The following is a 15,083-nucleotide window of genomic DNA, read 5'->3' on the forward strand; positions in this document are numbered from 1 at the left end:
AGGGCAATGTCGTCACGCAGGACATGATAGACCAGTTACGCCCGGGAATGACCCGCAAGCAAGTACGGTTTATCATGGGCAACCCTCTGCTGACCGACACGTTCCATGCCGATCGCTGGGATTACCTGTACAGCCTGCAACCCGGGGGCGGTGAACGCCAACAGGAACGCATTAGCGTTATCTTCAACCCTAATGATCAGCTTGTCAGCCTTTCTGGCGATTTCATGCCAGGCGTGAGCCGCGATGAAGCGATTCTCGGCAAGGACAGTGGCACCACGGTCACCGCTCCGGCAGAAAACGTCGAGAAGCCGAAGCCGGAGAAACCGGTCAAGCCAGGTTCGTTGCTGGATCAGATTCAAAAGGATGTCGACGGCGTAGAAACCGTTCCGGTCCCAACGCCAGAACCACTGGACACCTCGCCGCAATAATTTGCGACGCAATAAAAAACCCGGCTGGTCCGGGTTTTTTATTGCCTGTTCATTTTGTCACTCATTGATTCTTGGCTTTGGCCTCTGCCGCCTTCGCAGCGCGCAGTCGCCGAACTTCCTTGGGATCGGCCAGCAGCGGCCGATAGATCTCGATTCGATCTCCCGACTGAACCACTCGCGTATCGGGATCGACAATCACCTTGCCGAATATGCCCACCGGGCACTCGGTCAGATCCAGTTCGGCAAACACCTGGCCGATCCCGGATTTCAACAGTGCGGCGCGAATGGTCGTTCCCTCCGGCACCGCGACAGGCATGAGAACCTGACGATCTACAGCGGCGTACACGACCTCAACGTCAATCATTACCTCAACCATGCATTTGCTTCGCCCGCTGGCAGAATGCATCCACCAGCGTATTGGCCGCCTGGTTGAACAAAGGCCCCAAGGTGGCACGAATAATTGGCCCCGCATAATCAAAGGACAGGTCCAGGCTGATCTTGCAGGCTTTATCGCCCAATGGCTTGAACACCCAGACACCGTGCAACTGGGTGAACGGCCCTTCTTCAAGGTTCATTTCGATCGACTGACCGGGGACCAGGGTATTACGCGTCACGAAATGCTGGCTGAGCCCGCCCTTGGCAACACCGACGCTGGCGCGCATGTGTTCGGCGGAACTCTCCAGAACTTCAGCCGATGAGCACCATGGGAGGAATTCCGGATACCGCGCCACGTCGTTGACCAGGTCATAAAGCGCTTGCGCCGGATATGGCAGCAGGGCTGAACGAGAAATGTGTGTCGTCATGTCAGCGTCACTTCCAGAGCTGGGCGGCAAACACTACGAGAATGCCGATGGGCGCCACATAGCGCATCAAGAACAAGGACAAAGCGAACAACGCCGGATTACGAATCGACAACTCTTCACGCACCGCGTCACGACCCATCACCCAGCCTGCAAACACCACGAAACACAACCCACCGAGTGGCAGCATGATCCGCGAGGTGAAGAAATCGATCACGCCGAAGAAGTCGAGGCCGCCTGTCGCCCCCCACTGGTAGAGGTGGAACAACCCGCCTTCGTTCACGAAAAACTTGGCTTCCTTCCAGATATTGAAGGAAAACACTGTGCCCAGACCAACAAACCAGCAAGTGAACGCCAGCCAGAAGGTGACCCAGGCGCGACTGATTTTCGAGCGCTCGACCAGGTAAGCCACCATCGGTTCGAGCAGCGAGATCGCCGAACTCCAGGCAGCAATCGCGACCAGAACGAAGAACACTACGCCCATCAACTGACCAAACGCTACGTTGCCAAAGGCAAATGGCAGGCTGACAAACATCAGGCCAGGGCCTTCGCTCGGATTCAGGCCCGCGGCGAACACGATCGGAAACAGCGCCAGACCAGCCACCAGGGAAACAAAGGTATCAAGCAGCGCCACCCCAACGATGGTTCCGGAAATCGACGAGCTCTTCGGCATATAAGCACCGTAGATCATGATCGAACCAACCCCGACGCTCAGGGAAAAGAATGCGTGCCCCATGGCCGGCAGCAAGCCGTCGAGGACTTTTTCCGGATGGAAGTCGAACATGAAATGCACGCCTTCCATGAAATGCCCGGTAGTCATGCTGTAACCCAGCAGAACAATCACCATCACGAACAGCAAGGGCATCATGATCCGCAAGCTGCGCTCAAGCCCGGCAACCACACCCTTGGCAATCACCACTGCCGACAACAGCATGAAAACTGTGTGCCAAAGTGTCAGCCGCCATGGATCGGCGATCACCGCGCCGAAGTAAGCGCCCACCTGATCGGGCGTCGCGCCCTGGAAGTCGCCACGCCCCATGTCGATGATGTAGTCCAGCGACCAGCCGCCCACCACGCTGTAAAAAGACAGGATCAGCAACGCCGTGATCATCCCGGCGAATGCCCCCCACGACCACTTGGCTGAATGCCCCGCCTCCAGCGCCAGCACCTTCAGGGCATTGGCCGGACTCTGCCGGGCGCGTCTGCCGATGAGGGTTTCTGCGAGCATGACCGGCACACCGATCAGCGCGATACAGGCCAGGAACATCAGTACGAAAGCGCCGCCGCCATAGACGCCAACCATATAGGGGAATTTCCAGATACTACCCAAGCCCACGGCCGAACCGGTCGCGGCGAGTATGAAGACCCAGCGGCTAGCCCAACTGCCGTGGACAGAAACCTTGTCTGTCGACATCGTTATCACGCCCAAGCGTTCGAAAAAGAGCGCGCATTGTCCGGGATTCACTCAACCTGCTCAAGCACGTAGCAACACCGTAGCCGACTCGCGTGCAACTCCCTATAATGCCGCCCCTATGGCTAAACAGAAGAAACACCCAACAGGGACCATCGCGCAAAATAAAAAGGCGCGACACGATTACTTCATCGAGCATAAGTTCGAGGCTGGTCTGGTCCTGGCCGGCTGGGAAGTAAAAAGTCTGCGGGCAAGCAAGCTGCAGCTGGTTGACAGTTATGTGCTGCTCAAGGATGGCGAAGCCTGGCTGCTCGGCAGTCACATTACGCCCCTGACGACGGCCAGCACCCACGTCATCGCTGATCCGGTCCGCACCCGTAAATTGCTGCTCAACCGACGCGAGCTGGAGAAGCTCGCCGCCGCTGTGCAGCAGAAGGGTTACGCCTGCGTGTGCCTGTCCTGGTATTGGAGCAAGCACATGGTCAAGTGCGAGATCGCACTGGGCAAGGGCAAGAAGGAATACGACAAGCGCGACACCGAGCGCGAGCGCGACGCCGGTCGCGAATTGCAGCGTGCGGTGCGCAACAAGGGCAAGGAAGACTGATTTTTCTGCCTGAGTTGATCGTTCCCCACGCTCCGCGTGGGAATGCAGCGATGGACGCTCTGCGTCCGCTTTGTGACGCGGAGTGTCACGGGATTCATTCCCACGCTGAGCGTGGGAATGATCATACCGACTACATCCCCTTGCGCCGCTCCGCCCGCGCAACGCGTTGCACTTCCTGGCGCACCTCCTCCAACACCTCCTGCACATACAGAATGTGACGACTGGAGACTTCCCTCGCCTGTTCGGCCCGCCCCTCGATGATCGCCTGATACAACTCTCGGTGTTGCGTGATCAACATGTCGCGAGTTTCGGTGCGCTGCTTGTACATGCCGCCGATATTGGTCACGACGTTGCGCTTGAGCAAATCGAACAGTCCGCGAATGGTATGCAGCAAAACAGCGTTATGACTGGCCTCGGCGATCGCCAGATGAAATTTCGCATCGGCCGCGCCCTCTTCCGCCCGACTCACTTCATCGTGACGCGAATAGCAGTCCTGCAACTCATTGAACGCGGCGGTCAGGCGCTCGCGGTCGACATCCGTGGCGCGCAACGCCGCGTAATACGCACAGGACGCTTCCAGAGTGTGGCGGAACTCCAGCAGATCGCGCTGAGCCTCGGGATTACTCTCTAGCAAATGCAGTAGAGGGTCACTGAACGTCGTGCCCAACGACTCCACCACGTAATTACCGCCGCCCTGACGGCTTACCAGCAAGCCCTTGGCCGTCAGCTTTTGTATCGCCTCGCGCAAAGAAGGGCGTGAGACACCGAACTGTTCGGCCAGCGCGCGCTCGGCCGGCAAGCGCTCACCCGCCTTCAACGTACCCTCAAGGATCATGCCCTCGAGCTGCTCGACAATATCGTCAGACAAACGGCGCTGACGAATCTGATCAAACCCCATAACTCACCTTCTCCAAGATCCGACGGCGCGCCGGCGCTCTATTCTGGCCCATTGCCGCCGTATCGGCACCTGCCATACAGCACCTGAATCCGCACAACGCAGCCCATTGCAGTCCCGGTATTCGACAAAAGTTTTAGGGCGGCAAATTGACACACCGCCTACAAGGCTTTTACCCTAGCCAACAGCGATTGTAAATTGGTATTACCAATTATCCAAGAACGCTGATCAGTGCCTGACCAACAACAATTAGGGGCCACCCCATATGCAAACCTGGCAACAGCTCTACAGCCCGCTCGGAAGCCTCGGTTTATCCGCGCTCGCGGCCGTTATACCTATCGTGTTTTTCTTCCTGGCTCTGGCCGTGTTCCGTCTCAAGGGGCACGTTGCCGGTAGCATCACGCTGGCCTTGTCGATCCTGGTGGCGATTTTTGCCTTCCAGATGCCGGTCGACATGGCTTTCGCAGCCGCAGGGTATGGTTTCGCCTATGGCCTTTGGCCGATTGCGTGGATCATCGTGGCCGCTGTTTTTCTTTACAAACTGACGGTCAAAAGTGGGCAGTTCGAAGTGATACGCAGCTCGGTGCTGTCGATCACTGACGACCAGCGTCTGCAAGTGCTGTTGATCGGCTTCTGCTTCGGCGCGTTTCTTGAAGGTGCGGCCGGTTTCGGTGCACCGGTGGCGATTACCGCCGCTCTGCTGGTCGGCCTGGGTTTCAACCCGTTGTACGCCGCGGGCCTGTGCCTGATCGCAAACACCGCGCCGGTAGCTTTCGGCGCCCTGGGGATTCCGATCATCGTCGCCGGGCAAGTGACCGGCATCGACGCGTTCAAGATCGGCGCCATGACCGGTCGCCAGCTGCCGCTGCTGTCGCTGTTCGTGCCGTTCTGGCTGGTGTTCATGATGGATGGCCTGCGCGGCGTTCGCGAAACCTGGCCCGCCGCTCTGGTTGCCGGCTTGAGCTTCGCCGTGACTCAATACTTCACGTCGAACTTCATCGGCCCGGAACTGCCGGACATCACTTCGGCCCTGGCCAGCCTGATCTCCCTGACCCTGTTCCTGAAAGTCTGGCAGCCAAAACGCGCCGCCGGCCAGCACATCGTCGGGGCCGTATCGGCTTCCGTGGTCAGCGCCAGCGCCGGTGGTTTCGGCCAGAAGCGCACCACCCTGGCATCGCCCTACAGCCTCGGGGAAATCATCAAGGCGTGGTCGCCGTTCCTGATTCTGACCGTGCTGGTGACCATCTGGACCTTGAAGCCGTTCAAGGCGATGTTTGCCGCCGGCGGTTCGATGTACAGCTTCGTGTTCAATTTCGCTATCCCGCACCTTGATCAGATGGTGATCAAGGTTGCACCGATTGTGGCTAACCCGACTGCCATTCCAGCCGTGTTCAAGCTTGATCCGATTTCCGCGACCGGCACGGCGATTTTCTTCTCCGCACTGATCTCGATGCTGGTTCTGAAGATCAACCTCAAAACTGGTCTGACCACTTTTAAAGAGACCTTCTACGAACTGCGGTGGCCGATTCTGTCCATCGGCATGGTGCTGGCGTTCGCCTTCGTCACCAACTACTCGGGCATGTCGTCGACCATGGCCCTGGTGTTGGCCGGCACGGGTGCAGCCTTCCCGTTCTTCTCACCGTTCCTCGGTTGGCTCGGTGTGTTCCTGACCGGTTCCGATACCTCGTCCAACGCACTGTTCAGTTCGTTGCAAGCGACCACCGCCCACCAGATCGGCGTCAACGACACCTTGCTGGTGGCAGCGAACACCAGTGGCGGCGTGACCGGCAAGATGATCTCACCGCAATCGATCGCCGTGGCCTGCGCCGCGACCGGGCTGGTGGGCAAGGAGTCGGACCTGTTCCGCTTCACCCTCAAGCACAGCCTGTTCTTTGCCACGATTGTCGGCTTGATCACGCTGGCTCAGGCCTATTGGTTCACCGGCATGCTGGTGCACTAAAAGCCACAACCGATACGGAAAAAACCGACGCCGGACCACGATTCCGGCGTCAGCTATTCACAACCCGGTCTGTAAGGCTGCTGAAAGAATCTCACTCTATATTCAGCGGCCTCAGCGGACGGATAACCGGGCCCACCCGGAGACACGCCTGATGAGCGAGCTTTTTTACAACGCTGTGCCGAATGCGACCCGTGTCGCCCCGCCACTGCCCGAGCCTCGGCAATACCCCAGCGAGAAACCGCAGCGGGTGTACCTGTTCGGGACCTGCGTAGTGGACTTGTTCTACCCGCAAGCCGGAATGGACGCGATCCATCTACTGGAGCGCGAAGGGATCCGTGTCGAGTACCCGCAAGGGCAAAGCTGTTGCGGTCAACCGGCGTACACCTCGGGTTATACCGAGCAGGCCCGGACAGTGGCGCGCTCGCAGCTGGCGCTATTTGCCGGGGATTATCCGGTGGTGGTGCCGTCGGGTTCCTGTGCCGGCATGTTGCGCGAACACTATGCCGACTTGTTCAAGGACGAGCCGGACACGTTGAAACAGGTCGAGGCCTTGGCGGCCAGGACCTATGAGCTCACCGAGTTCCTGCTGTTCGTCTGCAAGGTGCAGCTCAAGGATAGCGGTGAACCGGTAAAAGTAGCGTTGCACACGTCGTGTTCGGCACGCCGTGAAATGAACACCCACCTGCACGGCCGTGAGCTGTTGTCGCAGCTGAGCAATGTGGAGCGAGTCGACCACAGCCATGAAAGCGAATGCTGTGGCTTCGGTGGGACTTTCAGCGTCCGTATGCCAGACATTTCCGGCGCGATGGTGGCTGACAAGACCCGATCGCTGAAGGAGTCCGGCGCGCACAAGGTACTCAGCGCCGACTGCGGTTGCCTGATGAACATCAACGGCTCACTGGAAAAACAGCAGGAAGCGTTACGCGGTCAGCATCTGGCGAGTTTCCTCTGGCAACGTACCGGAGGTGCCCAATGAGCGCCGCCGAGATTATTCCTACGGTCGCTGTAGAAGAGGATTTCCGCACCCGGGCTCACGAGGCCTTGGATGATGCGCAATTGCGGGGCAACTTCCGCAAGGCGATGGATTCACTGATGACCAAACGGGCCGCGGCTTTCAGCGATGCCCATGAGCGGGAACATTTACGCGCGCTGGGCAATGCCGTCCGCGCCCGTGCTTTATCGAAGTTGCCCGAGCTGCTCGAGCAACTTGAACAGAACCTGACCCGCAACGGTGTGACAGTGCACTGGGCGGAAACGGTGGACGAAGCCAATGGCATCGTCCTTTCGATCATCCGCGCTCACGAGGGGCGGCAAGTGATCAAGGGTAAATCGATGGTCAGCGAAGAAATGGAGATGAACCACGTCCTCGCTGAACAGGGCATTGAATGCCTGGAATCGGACATGGGCGAGTACATCGTCCAGCTCGACCACGAGAAGCCTTCACACATAATCATGCCGGCGATCCACAAGAACGCCGGTCAGGTCGCGTCCTTGTTCCACGACAAGCTTGGAGTGGAATACACCAAGGACGTTGACCAACTCATTCAGATCGGTCGCAGAGTCCTGCGGCAGAAGTTCTTCGAAGCGGACATCGGCGTTTCCGGTGTCAACTTCGCCGTGGCTGAAACCGGCACCCTGCTGCTTGTGGAAAACGAAGGCAACGGCCGCATGACCACCACCGTGCCACCGGTGCACATCGCCGTGACCGGCATCGAAAAGGTTGTGGAAAACCTGCGCGATGTGGTGCCCCTGCTGTCATTGCTGACACGCTCGGCGTTGGGAATTCCGATCACCACCTACGTCAACATGATTTCCGGCCCGCGCAAGGCACATGAGCTCGACGGCCCGCAGGAAGTGCACCTGGTGCTGCTCGACAATGGTCGCAGCCAGGCCTTTGCCGACAGCGAACTGCGCCAGACCCTGAACTGCATTCGCTGTGGCGCCTGTATGAATCATTGCCCGGTCTATACCCGAATCGGCGGCCATGCCTATGGCGAGGTCTACCCCGGCCCTATCGGAAAAATCATCACCCCGCACATGGTTGGCCTGGCGAAAGTCCCGGATCATCCGAGCGCCTCTTCCCTGTGCGGAGCGTGCGGCGAGGTATGTCCGGTAAAAATTCCGATCCCGGCGTTACTCCGTCGTCTTCGGGAAGAGAACGTCAAAGCCCCGGACAGCCCACACCATGTGATGCGCGGCCAGGGCAGCAAATACTCGCGCAAGGAGCGGTTCATCTGGAACGCCTGGGCGAAGCTCAATAGCTCACCGACGCTGTATCGCCTGTTCGGTTTTGCCGCGACGCGCCTGCGCGCCCTTGTGCCGGACAATGTCGGCCCATGGACGCAAAACCACAGCGCACCGAAACCCGCTGCCCGCTCACTGCATGACATGGCGCGCGAACATTTGGCCAAACAGGGAGACCGTCGATGAGCGCCAAGCAAAACATCCTCGCCAAACTGCGCAAAAGCCTGACAGGCACCACACCGGTGGCTGACAACTTCGATGTCGATCTGGTGACGCAGCCTTACACCTACGCACCGGAACAGCGCATCCCGCAACTGCGCAAACTGATGGAAGCGGTGCACACGGAAATCCACCTGACGTCGGCTGAAGGCTGGCCTGAGTTGCTTGGGCAATTATTGAAGGATCGCCAATTACCGAGCCTGTTGATTGCACCGACCACACCCCACGGGCAGCGTGTCGTACAGCACTGGGAGAAAAATCCTGATCTGCCGGCACTCAAGGCCTATGATCGACCGGTCGAAGAGTGGAAAGCCGAGCTGTTCAACGACACTCCGGCGAGTCTGACTACGACCCTCGGCGCCATCGCCGCGACCGGCAGCCTGATCATCTGGCCGACACGGGAAGAACCGCGATTGATGAGCCTGGCGCCACCGGTGCATTTCGCCCTGCTCAAGGCCAGTGAAATCCGCGACAATTTTTATCAGGTCCAGCAGGAGTTCGAGTGGGCGCAGGGCATGCCGACCAATGCCCTGCTGGTGTCCGGCCCGTCGAAAACCGCTGACATTGAACAAGTGCTGGCCTACGGCGCCCACGGTCCGAAAGACCTGGTGGTGCTGATCCTGGAGGATCAATGACTTTACCGGCCGCTTTCCTGCGTGATGCACAGCAACTGATTCCCTGCGAACGGCGCTTCGACGACCCGTTGTCGACCCTGGCTTTCGGCACCGATGCCAGTTTCTATCGGCTGATCCCGCAACTGGTGATCCGCGTCGAATCCGAAGATGAAGTGGTAGCGCTGCTGAAACTGGCCCAGCGCGATCAGGTGCCGGTGACCTTCCGCGCCGCCGGCACCAGCCTGTCCGGGCAAGCCATCAGCGACTCAGTGCTGATCGTCCTTGGGGATAACTGGAACGGTCGTGAGATCCGCGGCCAAGGTACGCAGATTCGTCTGCAACCCGGCGTAATCGGAGCACAAGCCAATGCCTGGCTTGCGCCGTTCGGGCGCAAGATCGGACCGGACCCGGCATCGATCAATGCCTGCAAGATCGGCGGCATCGTCGCCAACAATGCCAGCGGCATGTGCTGTGGCACGGCGCAAAACACCTATCACACGCTGGCCGGCATTCGTCTGGTTCTAGCCGATGGCAGCCGTCTCGACACTGAAGATGCCACCAGTGTCGCGGCGTTTCGGCAAAGCCATGCAGAGCTGCTTGAACGCTTGGCGACGCTAGGCCGCGAGACCCGCGCCAATGCCGAACTGGCGGCAAAGATTCGCCACAAATACCGTCTGAAAAATACCACCGGTCTGTCACTCAACGCCCTGGTGGATTACGACGAACCTGTGGATATCTTGAGCCACTTGCTGGTCGGTTCCGAAGGCACACTCGGCTTCATCAGCGCAGTGACCTACGACACGGTGATCGATCACCCTAACAAGGCGTCGGCGCTGATTGTGTTCCCGGATGTGGAAACCTGCTGCAACGCGGTCACCGTGCTGAAAAGCCAACCGGTGTCGGCAGTAGAACTCCTGGACCGGCGCAGTCTGCGCTCGGTGCAAAGCAAACCCGGCATGCCCGCTTTCGTACAACATTTGTCGAACAATGCTTGCGCCCTGCTAATCGAATCCCGCGCAGCGTCGTCCACTTTGCTGCATGAACAACTGGCGCAGATCATGGCGTCGCTGGCGTCGTTCCCGGTGGAGAAGCAAGTCGACTTCACCGAAGATCCGCTGGAAAACGCCCGTCTCTGGGCGATCCGCAAGGACACCTTCCCCGCCGTCGGTGCGGTGCGCAAAACCGGAACCACGGTAATCATCGAAGACGTGACCTTCCCGGTGGAACAACTGGCCATCGGCGTCAATCGCCTGATCGAGTTGTTCGACAAACATCACTACGACGAAGCGATCCTTTTCGGACACGCACTGGAAGGCAATCTGCACTTCGTCTTCACTCAGGGCTTCAACAGCCCGGAAGAAGTCGCACGCTACCAGGCGTTCATGGACGACGTCGCGCAACTGGTCGCGGTGGAGTTCGGCGGCTCGTTGAAGGCTGAACACGGTACCGGGCGCAACATGGCGCCATTCGTTGAGTTGGAATGGGGCAGCGATGCCTATCAACTGATGTGGCAGCTCAAGCGTCTGCTCGATCCCAATGGCATTCTCAATCCGGACGTGGTGCTCAGCGAAGATCCGCAAATCCACCTCAAGCACTTGAAACCCTTGCCGGCCGCCGACGAGATTGTGGATAAGTGCATCGAGTGCGGGTTCTGCGAGCCGGTTTGTCCGTCGAAAGGCCTGACCTTGAGCCCACGCCAGCGCATCGTGATCTGGCGCGATATCCAGGCGAAGAAACGCGCCGGTGTCGATACCCGTGAACTTGAAGCGGCTTATGAATACCAGGGCATCGACACCTGTGCCGCGACCGGTCTGTGTGCGCAACGCTGCCCCGTGGGAATCAACACCGGCGAGCTGGTGAAAAAGCTTCGCGGCCAACACGCCACTCATACGAAAACCGCCAATTGGCTGGAAGGCAATTTCGCCACAGCCATGCAAGGCGCGCGCTTCACACTGCATGTAGCCAACGGCGCAAGAATGTTGCTGGGCGCGCCACGATTGGCAAAGTTGTCGGCAACGCTGACCCGCTTGTCCAAAGGCCAGGTCCCGCAATGGACCAGCGCCATGCCGCAGCCGGAAAAAGCCATTCGCTTCAGCCCATCGGTGACCGACGAACGCCCGCGCGTGGTGTATTTGGCAGCCTGCGTTTCACGCGCTATGGGGCCGGCGGCCGGCGACAAAGAACAAATGTCGCTGTACGACAAAACCCGTGGCCTGCTGGAAAAAGCCGGTTATCAGGTGGTCTTCCCGGACAATCTGGACAATCTCTGCTGCGGCCAGCCGTTCGCTTCCAAGGGTTATGCCGAACAGGCCGAACACAAACGCCAGGAACTGATCGGTGCCCTGCTCCACGCCAGCCGTGGCGGGCTCGATCCGATCTACTGCGACACCAGCCCCTGCACCTTGCGCTTGACTCAGGATCTGGGCGACGTGCGCCTTGACCTGTACGACCCGGTGCGTTTCATCCGCACGCATTTGATGGATCGACTGGACTTCATCCCACAAGAGGCGCCGATCGCGGTACATGTCACCTGCAGCACCCAGCACTTGGGCGAAAGCCAGGCATTGATCGATCTGGCGCGCAGGTGCAGCAACAACGTGGTCATCCCGGAAGGGATTCACTGCTGCGGCTTTGCCGGTGACAAGGGCTTCACGACGCCAGAACTCAATGCTCACTCGCTGCGCACGTTGAAAGACGCCGTGCAGTACTGCGAAGAAGGCATCTCTACCAGTCGCACCTGTGAAATCGGCCTGAGCCAGCATGGCGGGATCGATTATCACGGATTGGTTTACCTCGTGGACCGCGTGACGCAAGCGCGTCCGGTTTGAACAGGCGGCTTGCGTAAAAGGGGTGTTTTCGCCCCTTTTTGCTTTGCAACACCATCATCAACCCGAAAAAAAAACCGAATTCCTGCGCGCGGCTATAGTCATTTGACTAGGCTCTTTGAAAGGAGCTTATAACCACCTCGGCCAGCAGCCCGCGTTATCGGCAGCACCGAGCCCACATGCGCAAGGAGATACCCATGAAGCACTCTGCAATTGCTGGAATGTTCATCGCTGCTGCAATGTTGGCGTCGCCGGTGTTTGCGGCGGATAAAGACCTGTGTACCGATAACCTTCAAACCATTGATGACTTCGTCAACAGTGCGCCCTCCATTCCGGAAGGCACTCTGGACAGCGTCAAAGCAGCGCAGACAAAAGCCAAGGCAGCCCAGGCGGCAGGCAACGACAAGGATTGCGTAGAGATTTCCAGCGGTATCATTACCAAAATGCAGATTCGAAACCCAACGCGGAACTGATGCCAGGTGCGGCCAACCTTCGGGTTGGCCTTCCGGGCCACAATGTCGTAGACTGTTCGTGCTTGTTGCTCACCCGTTTCACGAGCAATGAGTTCGGGGCCGTTTAGGATTCGACGCCGGTTGCGAAACTTTAGGTGCATGCCGAGTTGGTAACAGAACTCGTAAATCCACTGTTGCAACTTCTTATAGTTGCCAATGACGAAAACTACGGCCAGGAATTCGCTCTCGCTGCGTAAGCAGCCTTAGCCCTGAGCTTCTGGTACCTTCGGGTCCAGCAATCACCAGGGGATGTCTGTAAACCCAAAGTGATTGTCATATAGAACAGAATCGCCGTGCAGTACGTTGTGGACGAAGCGGCTAAAACTTACACAACTCGCCCAAAGCACCCTGCCCGTCGGGTCGCTGAGGGTTAACTTAATAGACACGGCTACGCATGTAGTACCGACAGCGGAGTACTGGCGGACGGGGGTTCAAATCCCCCCGGCTCCACCACTTCATCATCTAAAGACGTCCTCGGACGTCTTTTTTTGTGCCTGAAATTCAGCCTCCTCCCCCAATGTCAATAATCCTCGAAAGGCTCTACGCCGCATCCTCGCGGCATGGGCCGGGCGACGCTTGGCGTTTTTCACAGGATGCCCGTGCCACCGTTCATCGTCGGGGCAGAAAATAATCTTTGACATTGTTGAGGCTTCGGCAGATTATTATCACATCGCATACGATCTAATCGAAAGCGACCAACAACATCAGCCCATTGCCGTTGGAGATTCAGCCATGAACACCGGAAGCCGCCAGACCCAGATCAATTCGACCTTCCACGCTTCCAATGGCCACAACGGCAACAACTGGATCACAGCAACAGGCAATCAATAGATCGTTTACCGCATCAAACAAATCGCATGCGATGTTATCGCATAGAATGCAACCCTTGGAGGAACCGTCCCATGAGCAAGATCGAGAAAGTACTGGCTACCGGTAAAACCCATACTACCCTGAGCAACGCTGGCACCACCTCGCGTGGCCATAACGGCAATCTCGACATCGAGCTGTCGTCCCCCGGCTCGACTCAGCCGGCTCATGTGTTTGCCGCCACCCAACCGCATCCGAAAGCCGAGCAATTGTTCGCCGGGGCATGGTCGGCCTGCTACACCGCAGCGGTTGGCCTGGTCGCGGCAGAGCGCAACATCGCACTGCCGGCAGACCTGGCCGTCGACATCGAAATCGACCTCGGCCAGACCGGACCGGCTTACTTCCTTCAAGCCCGGCTGACCCTGCGCGTACCGGGGCTGGCCCACGACGTCGCGACCGAACTGGCACATATCGCCGACTCCATCTGCCCGTACTCCAAAGCTACACGCGGCAATATCGACGTTGCCCTGAGCGTTATTACCGCCTAAAACATCGCATGCGATGTTAGCGCACACGAATTTAATAACTGAAAACCTGAGGACATCATCATGAGCAAGATCGAAAAAGTACTGGCCACCGGCAAAACCCACACCACCCTGAACAGCGCTGGCACTACCACGCGCGGGCATAACGGCAGCCTCGACATTGCATTGTCGTCCCCCGGCAGCGCCACGCCAGCGCATGTATTCACCGGTGTGCAGCCGCACCCGAAAGCCGAGCAACTGTTCGCCGGGGCATGGTCGGCCTGCTACATCGCCGCAGTAGGTCTGGCGGCGCAGCAGTTAAAGGTGACGCTACCGGCCGATACCGCCGTCGACATCGAAGTCGATCTGGGCCAGACCGGCGCAGCCTACTTCCTCCAGGCTCGACTGACCCTGCGCGTACCCGGCCTGTCACACGAAATCGCCACCGAACTGGCACACAACGCCGATGCCATCTGCCCGTACTCCAAGGCAACACGCGGCAACATTGATGTCGCCATCAACGTCCAGACCGCGTAACGCTGTCCACGGCCGGTCCGCCAGGGTGTTGTTCTCCCGCTGGACCGGCCACCGGCTTCAATCACCGGTCACAGTGGACGATACGCCAAGGTCTGAGCACTTCCGACACCATCGCATGCGATGTATAGTCAAGACTTGCAACCCATCCGTCCTTGCCCAGAGAGAATGCGCATGAAATCCACTGACAAGACATCCGCTCTCGACCTGAAGCTTTCCGAGTTTTTGTGCTTTGCGGTTTATTCTTCCAACCTTGCCTTCGGCAAGGCTTACAAACCCATGCTCGAACGAATGGGCTTGACCTACACGCAATTCATCACCCTCGTTGCGCTGTGGGAGCAGGATGACCAGACCGTTGGCAGCCTCGGCGAAAAGCTGTTCCTTGAATCCAACACCCTCACGCCGATTCTGAAAAAACTGGAAGCGATGGGTTATTTGCTGCGCCAACGCGACCCGGAAGACGAACGCCAGGTGCGTATCAGCCTGACGAAAGAGGGACGAAAACTGCGTGAAGAACTGAGCGAGGACGGCTTCCCGCAAACCGGTCTTGATCCTGACGATTTCGTGCAAATGCAGCAGGCCATTGTGAAGCTGCGCAACAACCTTATCCGCACGACAAAAGATCGTCACGAGGCTGAGTAGACGACAGCTTAAAGCCTGACAAAAAAAGGCACTGCCGGTAATCGACAGTGCCTTTTTTCGTACC

At 58.4% G+C, this 15,083-nt stretch carries 15 protein-coding genes and 1 other RNA gene; 12 read left to right on the forward strand and 4 right to left on the reverse strand.

Annotated features, from left to right (window positions below; translation table 11 throughout):
- Positions 1 to 428 (forward strand): outer membrane protein assembly factor BamE (locus D8V06_RS12920; RefSeq protein ID WP_130931072.1); only part of this gene is annotated, 428 nt, incomplete at its 5' end.
- A 61-nt stretch (positions 429 to 489) separates the two neighbouring features.
- Here the strand turns inward: D8V06_RS12920 and D8V06_RS12925 are convergent.
- From D8V06_RS12925 to D8V06_RS12935, 3 genes are read right to left on the reverse strand one after another with little or no spacing between them, the layout of a single operon-like run.
- On the reverse strand, positions 490 to 804 hold the full coding sequence (locus D8V06_RS12925; protein ID WP_130931073.1) for an RnfH family protein: 315 nt from the start codon (positions 802 to 804) through the stop codon (positions 490 to 492).
- Positions 797 to 1,231, reverse strand: coding sequence for a type II toxin-antitoxin system RatA family toxin (locus tag D8V06_RS12930; RefSeq protein ID WP_056854954.1), 435 nt, complete (start codon positions 1,229 to 1,231; stop codon positions 797 to 799). Before D8V06_RS12930 ends, D8V06_RS12925 begins: the two co-directional genes overlap by 8 nt.
- A 7-nt stretch (positions 1,232 to 1,238) precedes the next feature.
- The gene (locus D8V06_RS12935; protein WP_056854953.1) at positions 1,239 to 2,642 is read right to left on the reverse strand and encodes a sodium-dependent transporter; all 1,404 of its coding nucleotides are present in this window, start codon (positions 2,640 to 2,642) and stop codon (positions 1,239 to 1,241) included.
- Positions 2,643 to 2,760: 118 nt separating this feature from the next.
- Between D8V06_RS12935 and smpB the strand changes: the two genes are divergently transcribed.
- Entirely contained in the window at positions 2,761 to 3,243 is a 483-nt protein-coding gene (smpB, locus tag D8V06_RS12940; protein ID WP_007933497.1) for an SsrA-binding protein SmpB, read from the forward strand.
- A gap of 130 nt (positions 3,244 to 3,373) precedes the next feature.
- On the opposite strand, the gene D8V06_RS12945 is transcribed toward smpB, so the two are convergent.
- Complete coding sequence (locus D8V06_RS12945) at positions 3,374 to 4,141, reverse strand: FCD domain-containing protein (RefSeq protein WP_056854952.1); 768 nt, start codon at positions 4,139 to 4,141, stop codon at positions 3,374 to 3,376.
- Positions 4,142 to 4,403: 262 nt separating this feature from the next.
- On the opposite strand from D8V06_RS12945, the gene D8V06_RS12950 reads away from it, so the two are divergent.
- From D8V06_RS12950 to D8V06_RS12995, 10 genes are all read left to right on the forward strand, one after another.
- The gene (locus D8V06_RS12950; RefSeq protein ID WP_056854951.1) at positions 4,404 to 6,098 is read left to right on the forward strand and encodes a lactate permease LctP family transporter; all 1,695 of its coding nucleotides are present in this window, start codon (positions 4,404 to 4,406) and stop codon (positions 6,096 to 6,098) included.
- 151 nt (positions 6,099 to 6,249) lie between these two features.
- A complete protein-coding gene (locus D8V06_RS12955) occupies positions 6,250 to 7,074 on the forward strand; it encodes a (Fe-S)-binding protein (RefSeq protein WP_130906232.1) in 825 nt (274 codons plus the stop codon).
- Complete coding sequence (locus D8V06_RS12960; RefSeq protein ID WP_130907433.1) at positions 7,071 to 8,528, forward strand: LutB/LldF family L-lactate oxidation iron-sulfur protein; 1,458 nt, start codon at positions 7,071 to 7,073, stop codon at positions 8,526 to 8,528. Before D8V06_RS12955 ends, D8V06_RS12960 begins: the two co-directional genes overlap by 4 nt.
- On the forward strand, positions 8,525 to 9,196 hold the full coding sequence (locus tag D8V06_RS12965) for a lactate utilization protein C (RefSeq protein WP_130906230.1): 672 nt from the start codon (positions 8,525 to 8,527) through the stop codon (positions 9,194 to 9,196). Before D8V06_RS12960 ends, D8V06_RS12965 begins: the two co-directional genes overlap by 4 nt.
- Positions 9,193 to 12,003: an FAD-binding and (Fe-S)-binding domain-containing protein gene (locus D8V06_RS12970; RefSeq protein ID WP_130906229.1), complete on the forward strand. Its 2,811-nt coding sequence runs from the start codon at positions 9,193 to 9,195 to the stop codon at positions 12,001 to 12,003. The genes D8V06_RS12965 and D8V06_RS12970 overlap by 4 nt, the downstream gene beginning before the upstream one ends.
- A 194-nt stretch (positions 12,004 to 12,197) precedes the next feature.
- The gene (locus D8V06_RS12975; RefSeq protein WP_056854946.1) at positions 12,198 to 12,473 is read left to right on the forward strand and encodes a hypothetical protein; all 276 of its coding nucleotides are present in this window, start codon (positions 12,198 to 12,200) and stop codon (positions 12,471 to 12,473) included.
- 95 nt (positions 12,474 to 12,568) lie between these two features.
- Positions 12,569 to 12,965: a transfer-messenger RNA gene (gene ssrA, locus D8V06_RS12980) on the forward strand.
- Positions 12,966 to 13,414: 449 nt separating this feature from the next.
- The gene (locus D8V06_RS12985) at positions 13,415 to 13,867 is read left to right on the forward strand and encodes an Ohr family peroxiredoxin (RefSeq protein WP_130931074.1); all 453 of its coding nucleotides are present in this window, start codon (positions 13,415 to 13,417) and stop codon (positions 13,865 to 13,867) included.
- A 60-nt stretch (positions 13,868 to 13,927) separates the two neighbouring features.
- Entirely contained in the window at positions 13,928 to 14,380 is a 453-nt protein-coding gene (locus tag D8V06_RS12990) for an Ohr family peroxiredoxin (RefSeq protein WP_130931075.1), read from the forward strand.
- Between the two features lie 171 nt (positions 14,381 to 14,551).
- A complete protein-coding gene (locus D8V06_RS12995) occupies positions 14,552 to 15,019 on the forward strand; it encodes a MarR family transcriptional regulator (protein WP_056854943.1) in 468 nt (155 codons plus the stop codon).
- Positions 15,020 to 15,083 lie beyond the last annotated feature (64 nt).

Origin of the sequence: Pseudomonas sp. Sample_24, assembly GCF_004307605.1 — a bacterium.
Lineage (GTDB): Bacteria > Pseudomonadota > Gammaproteobacteria > Pseudomonadales > Pseudomonadaceae > Aquipseudomonas.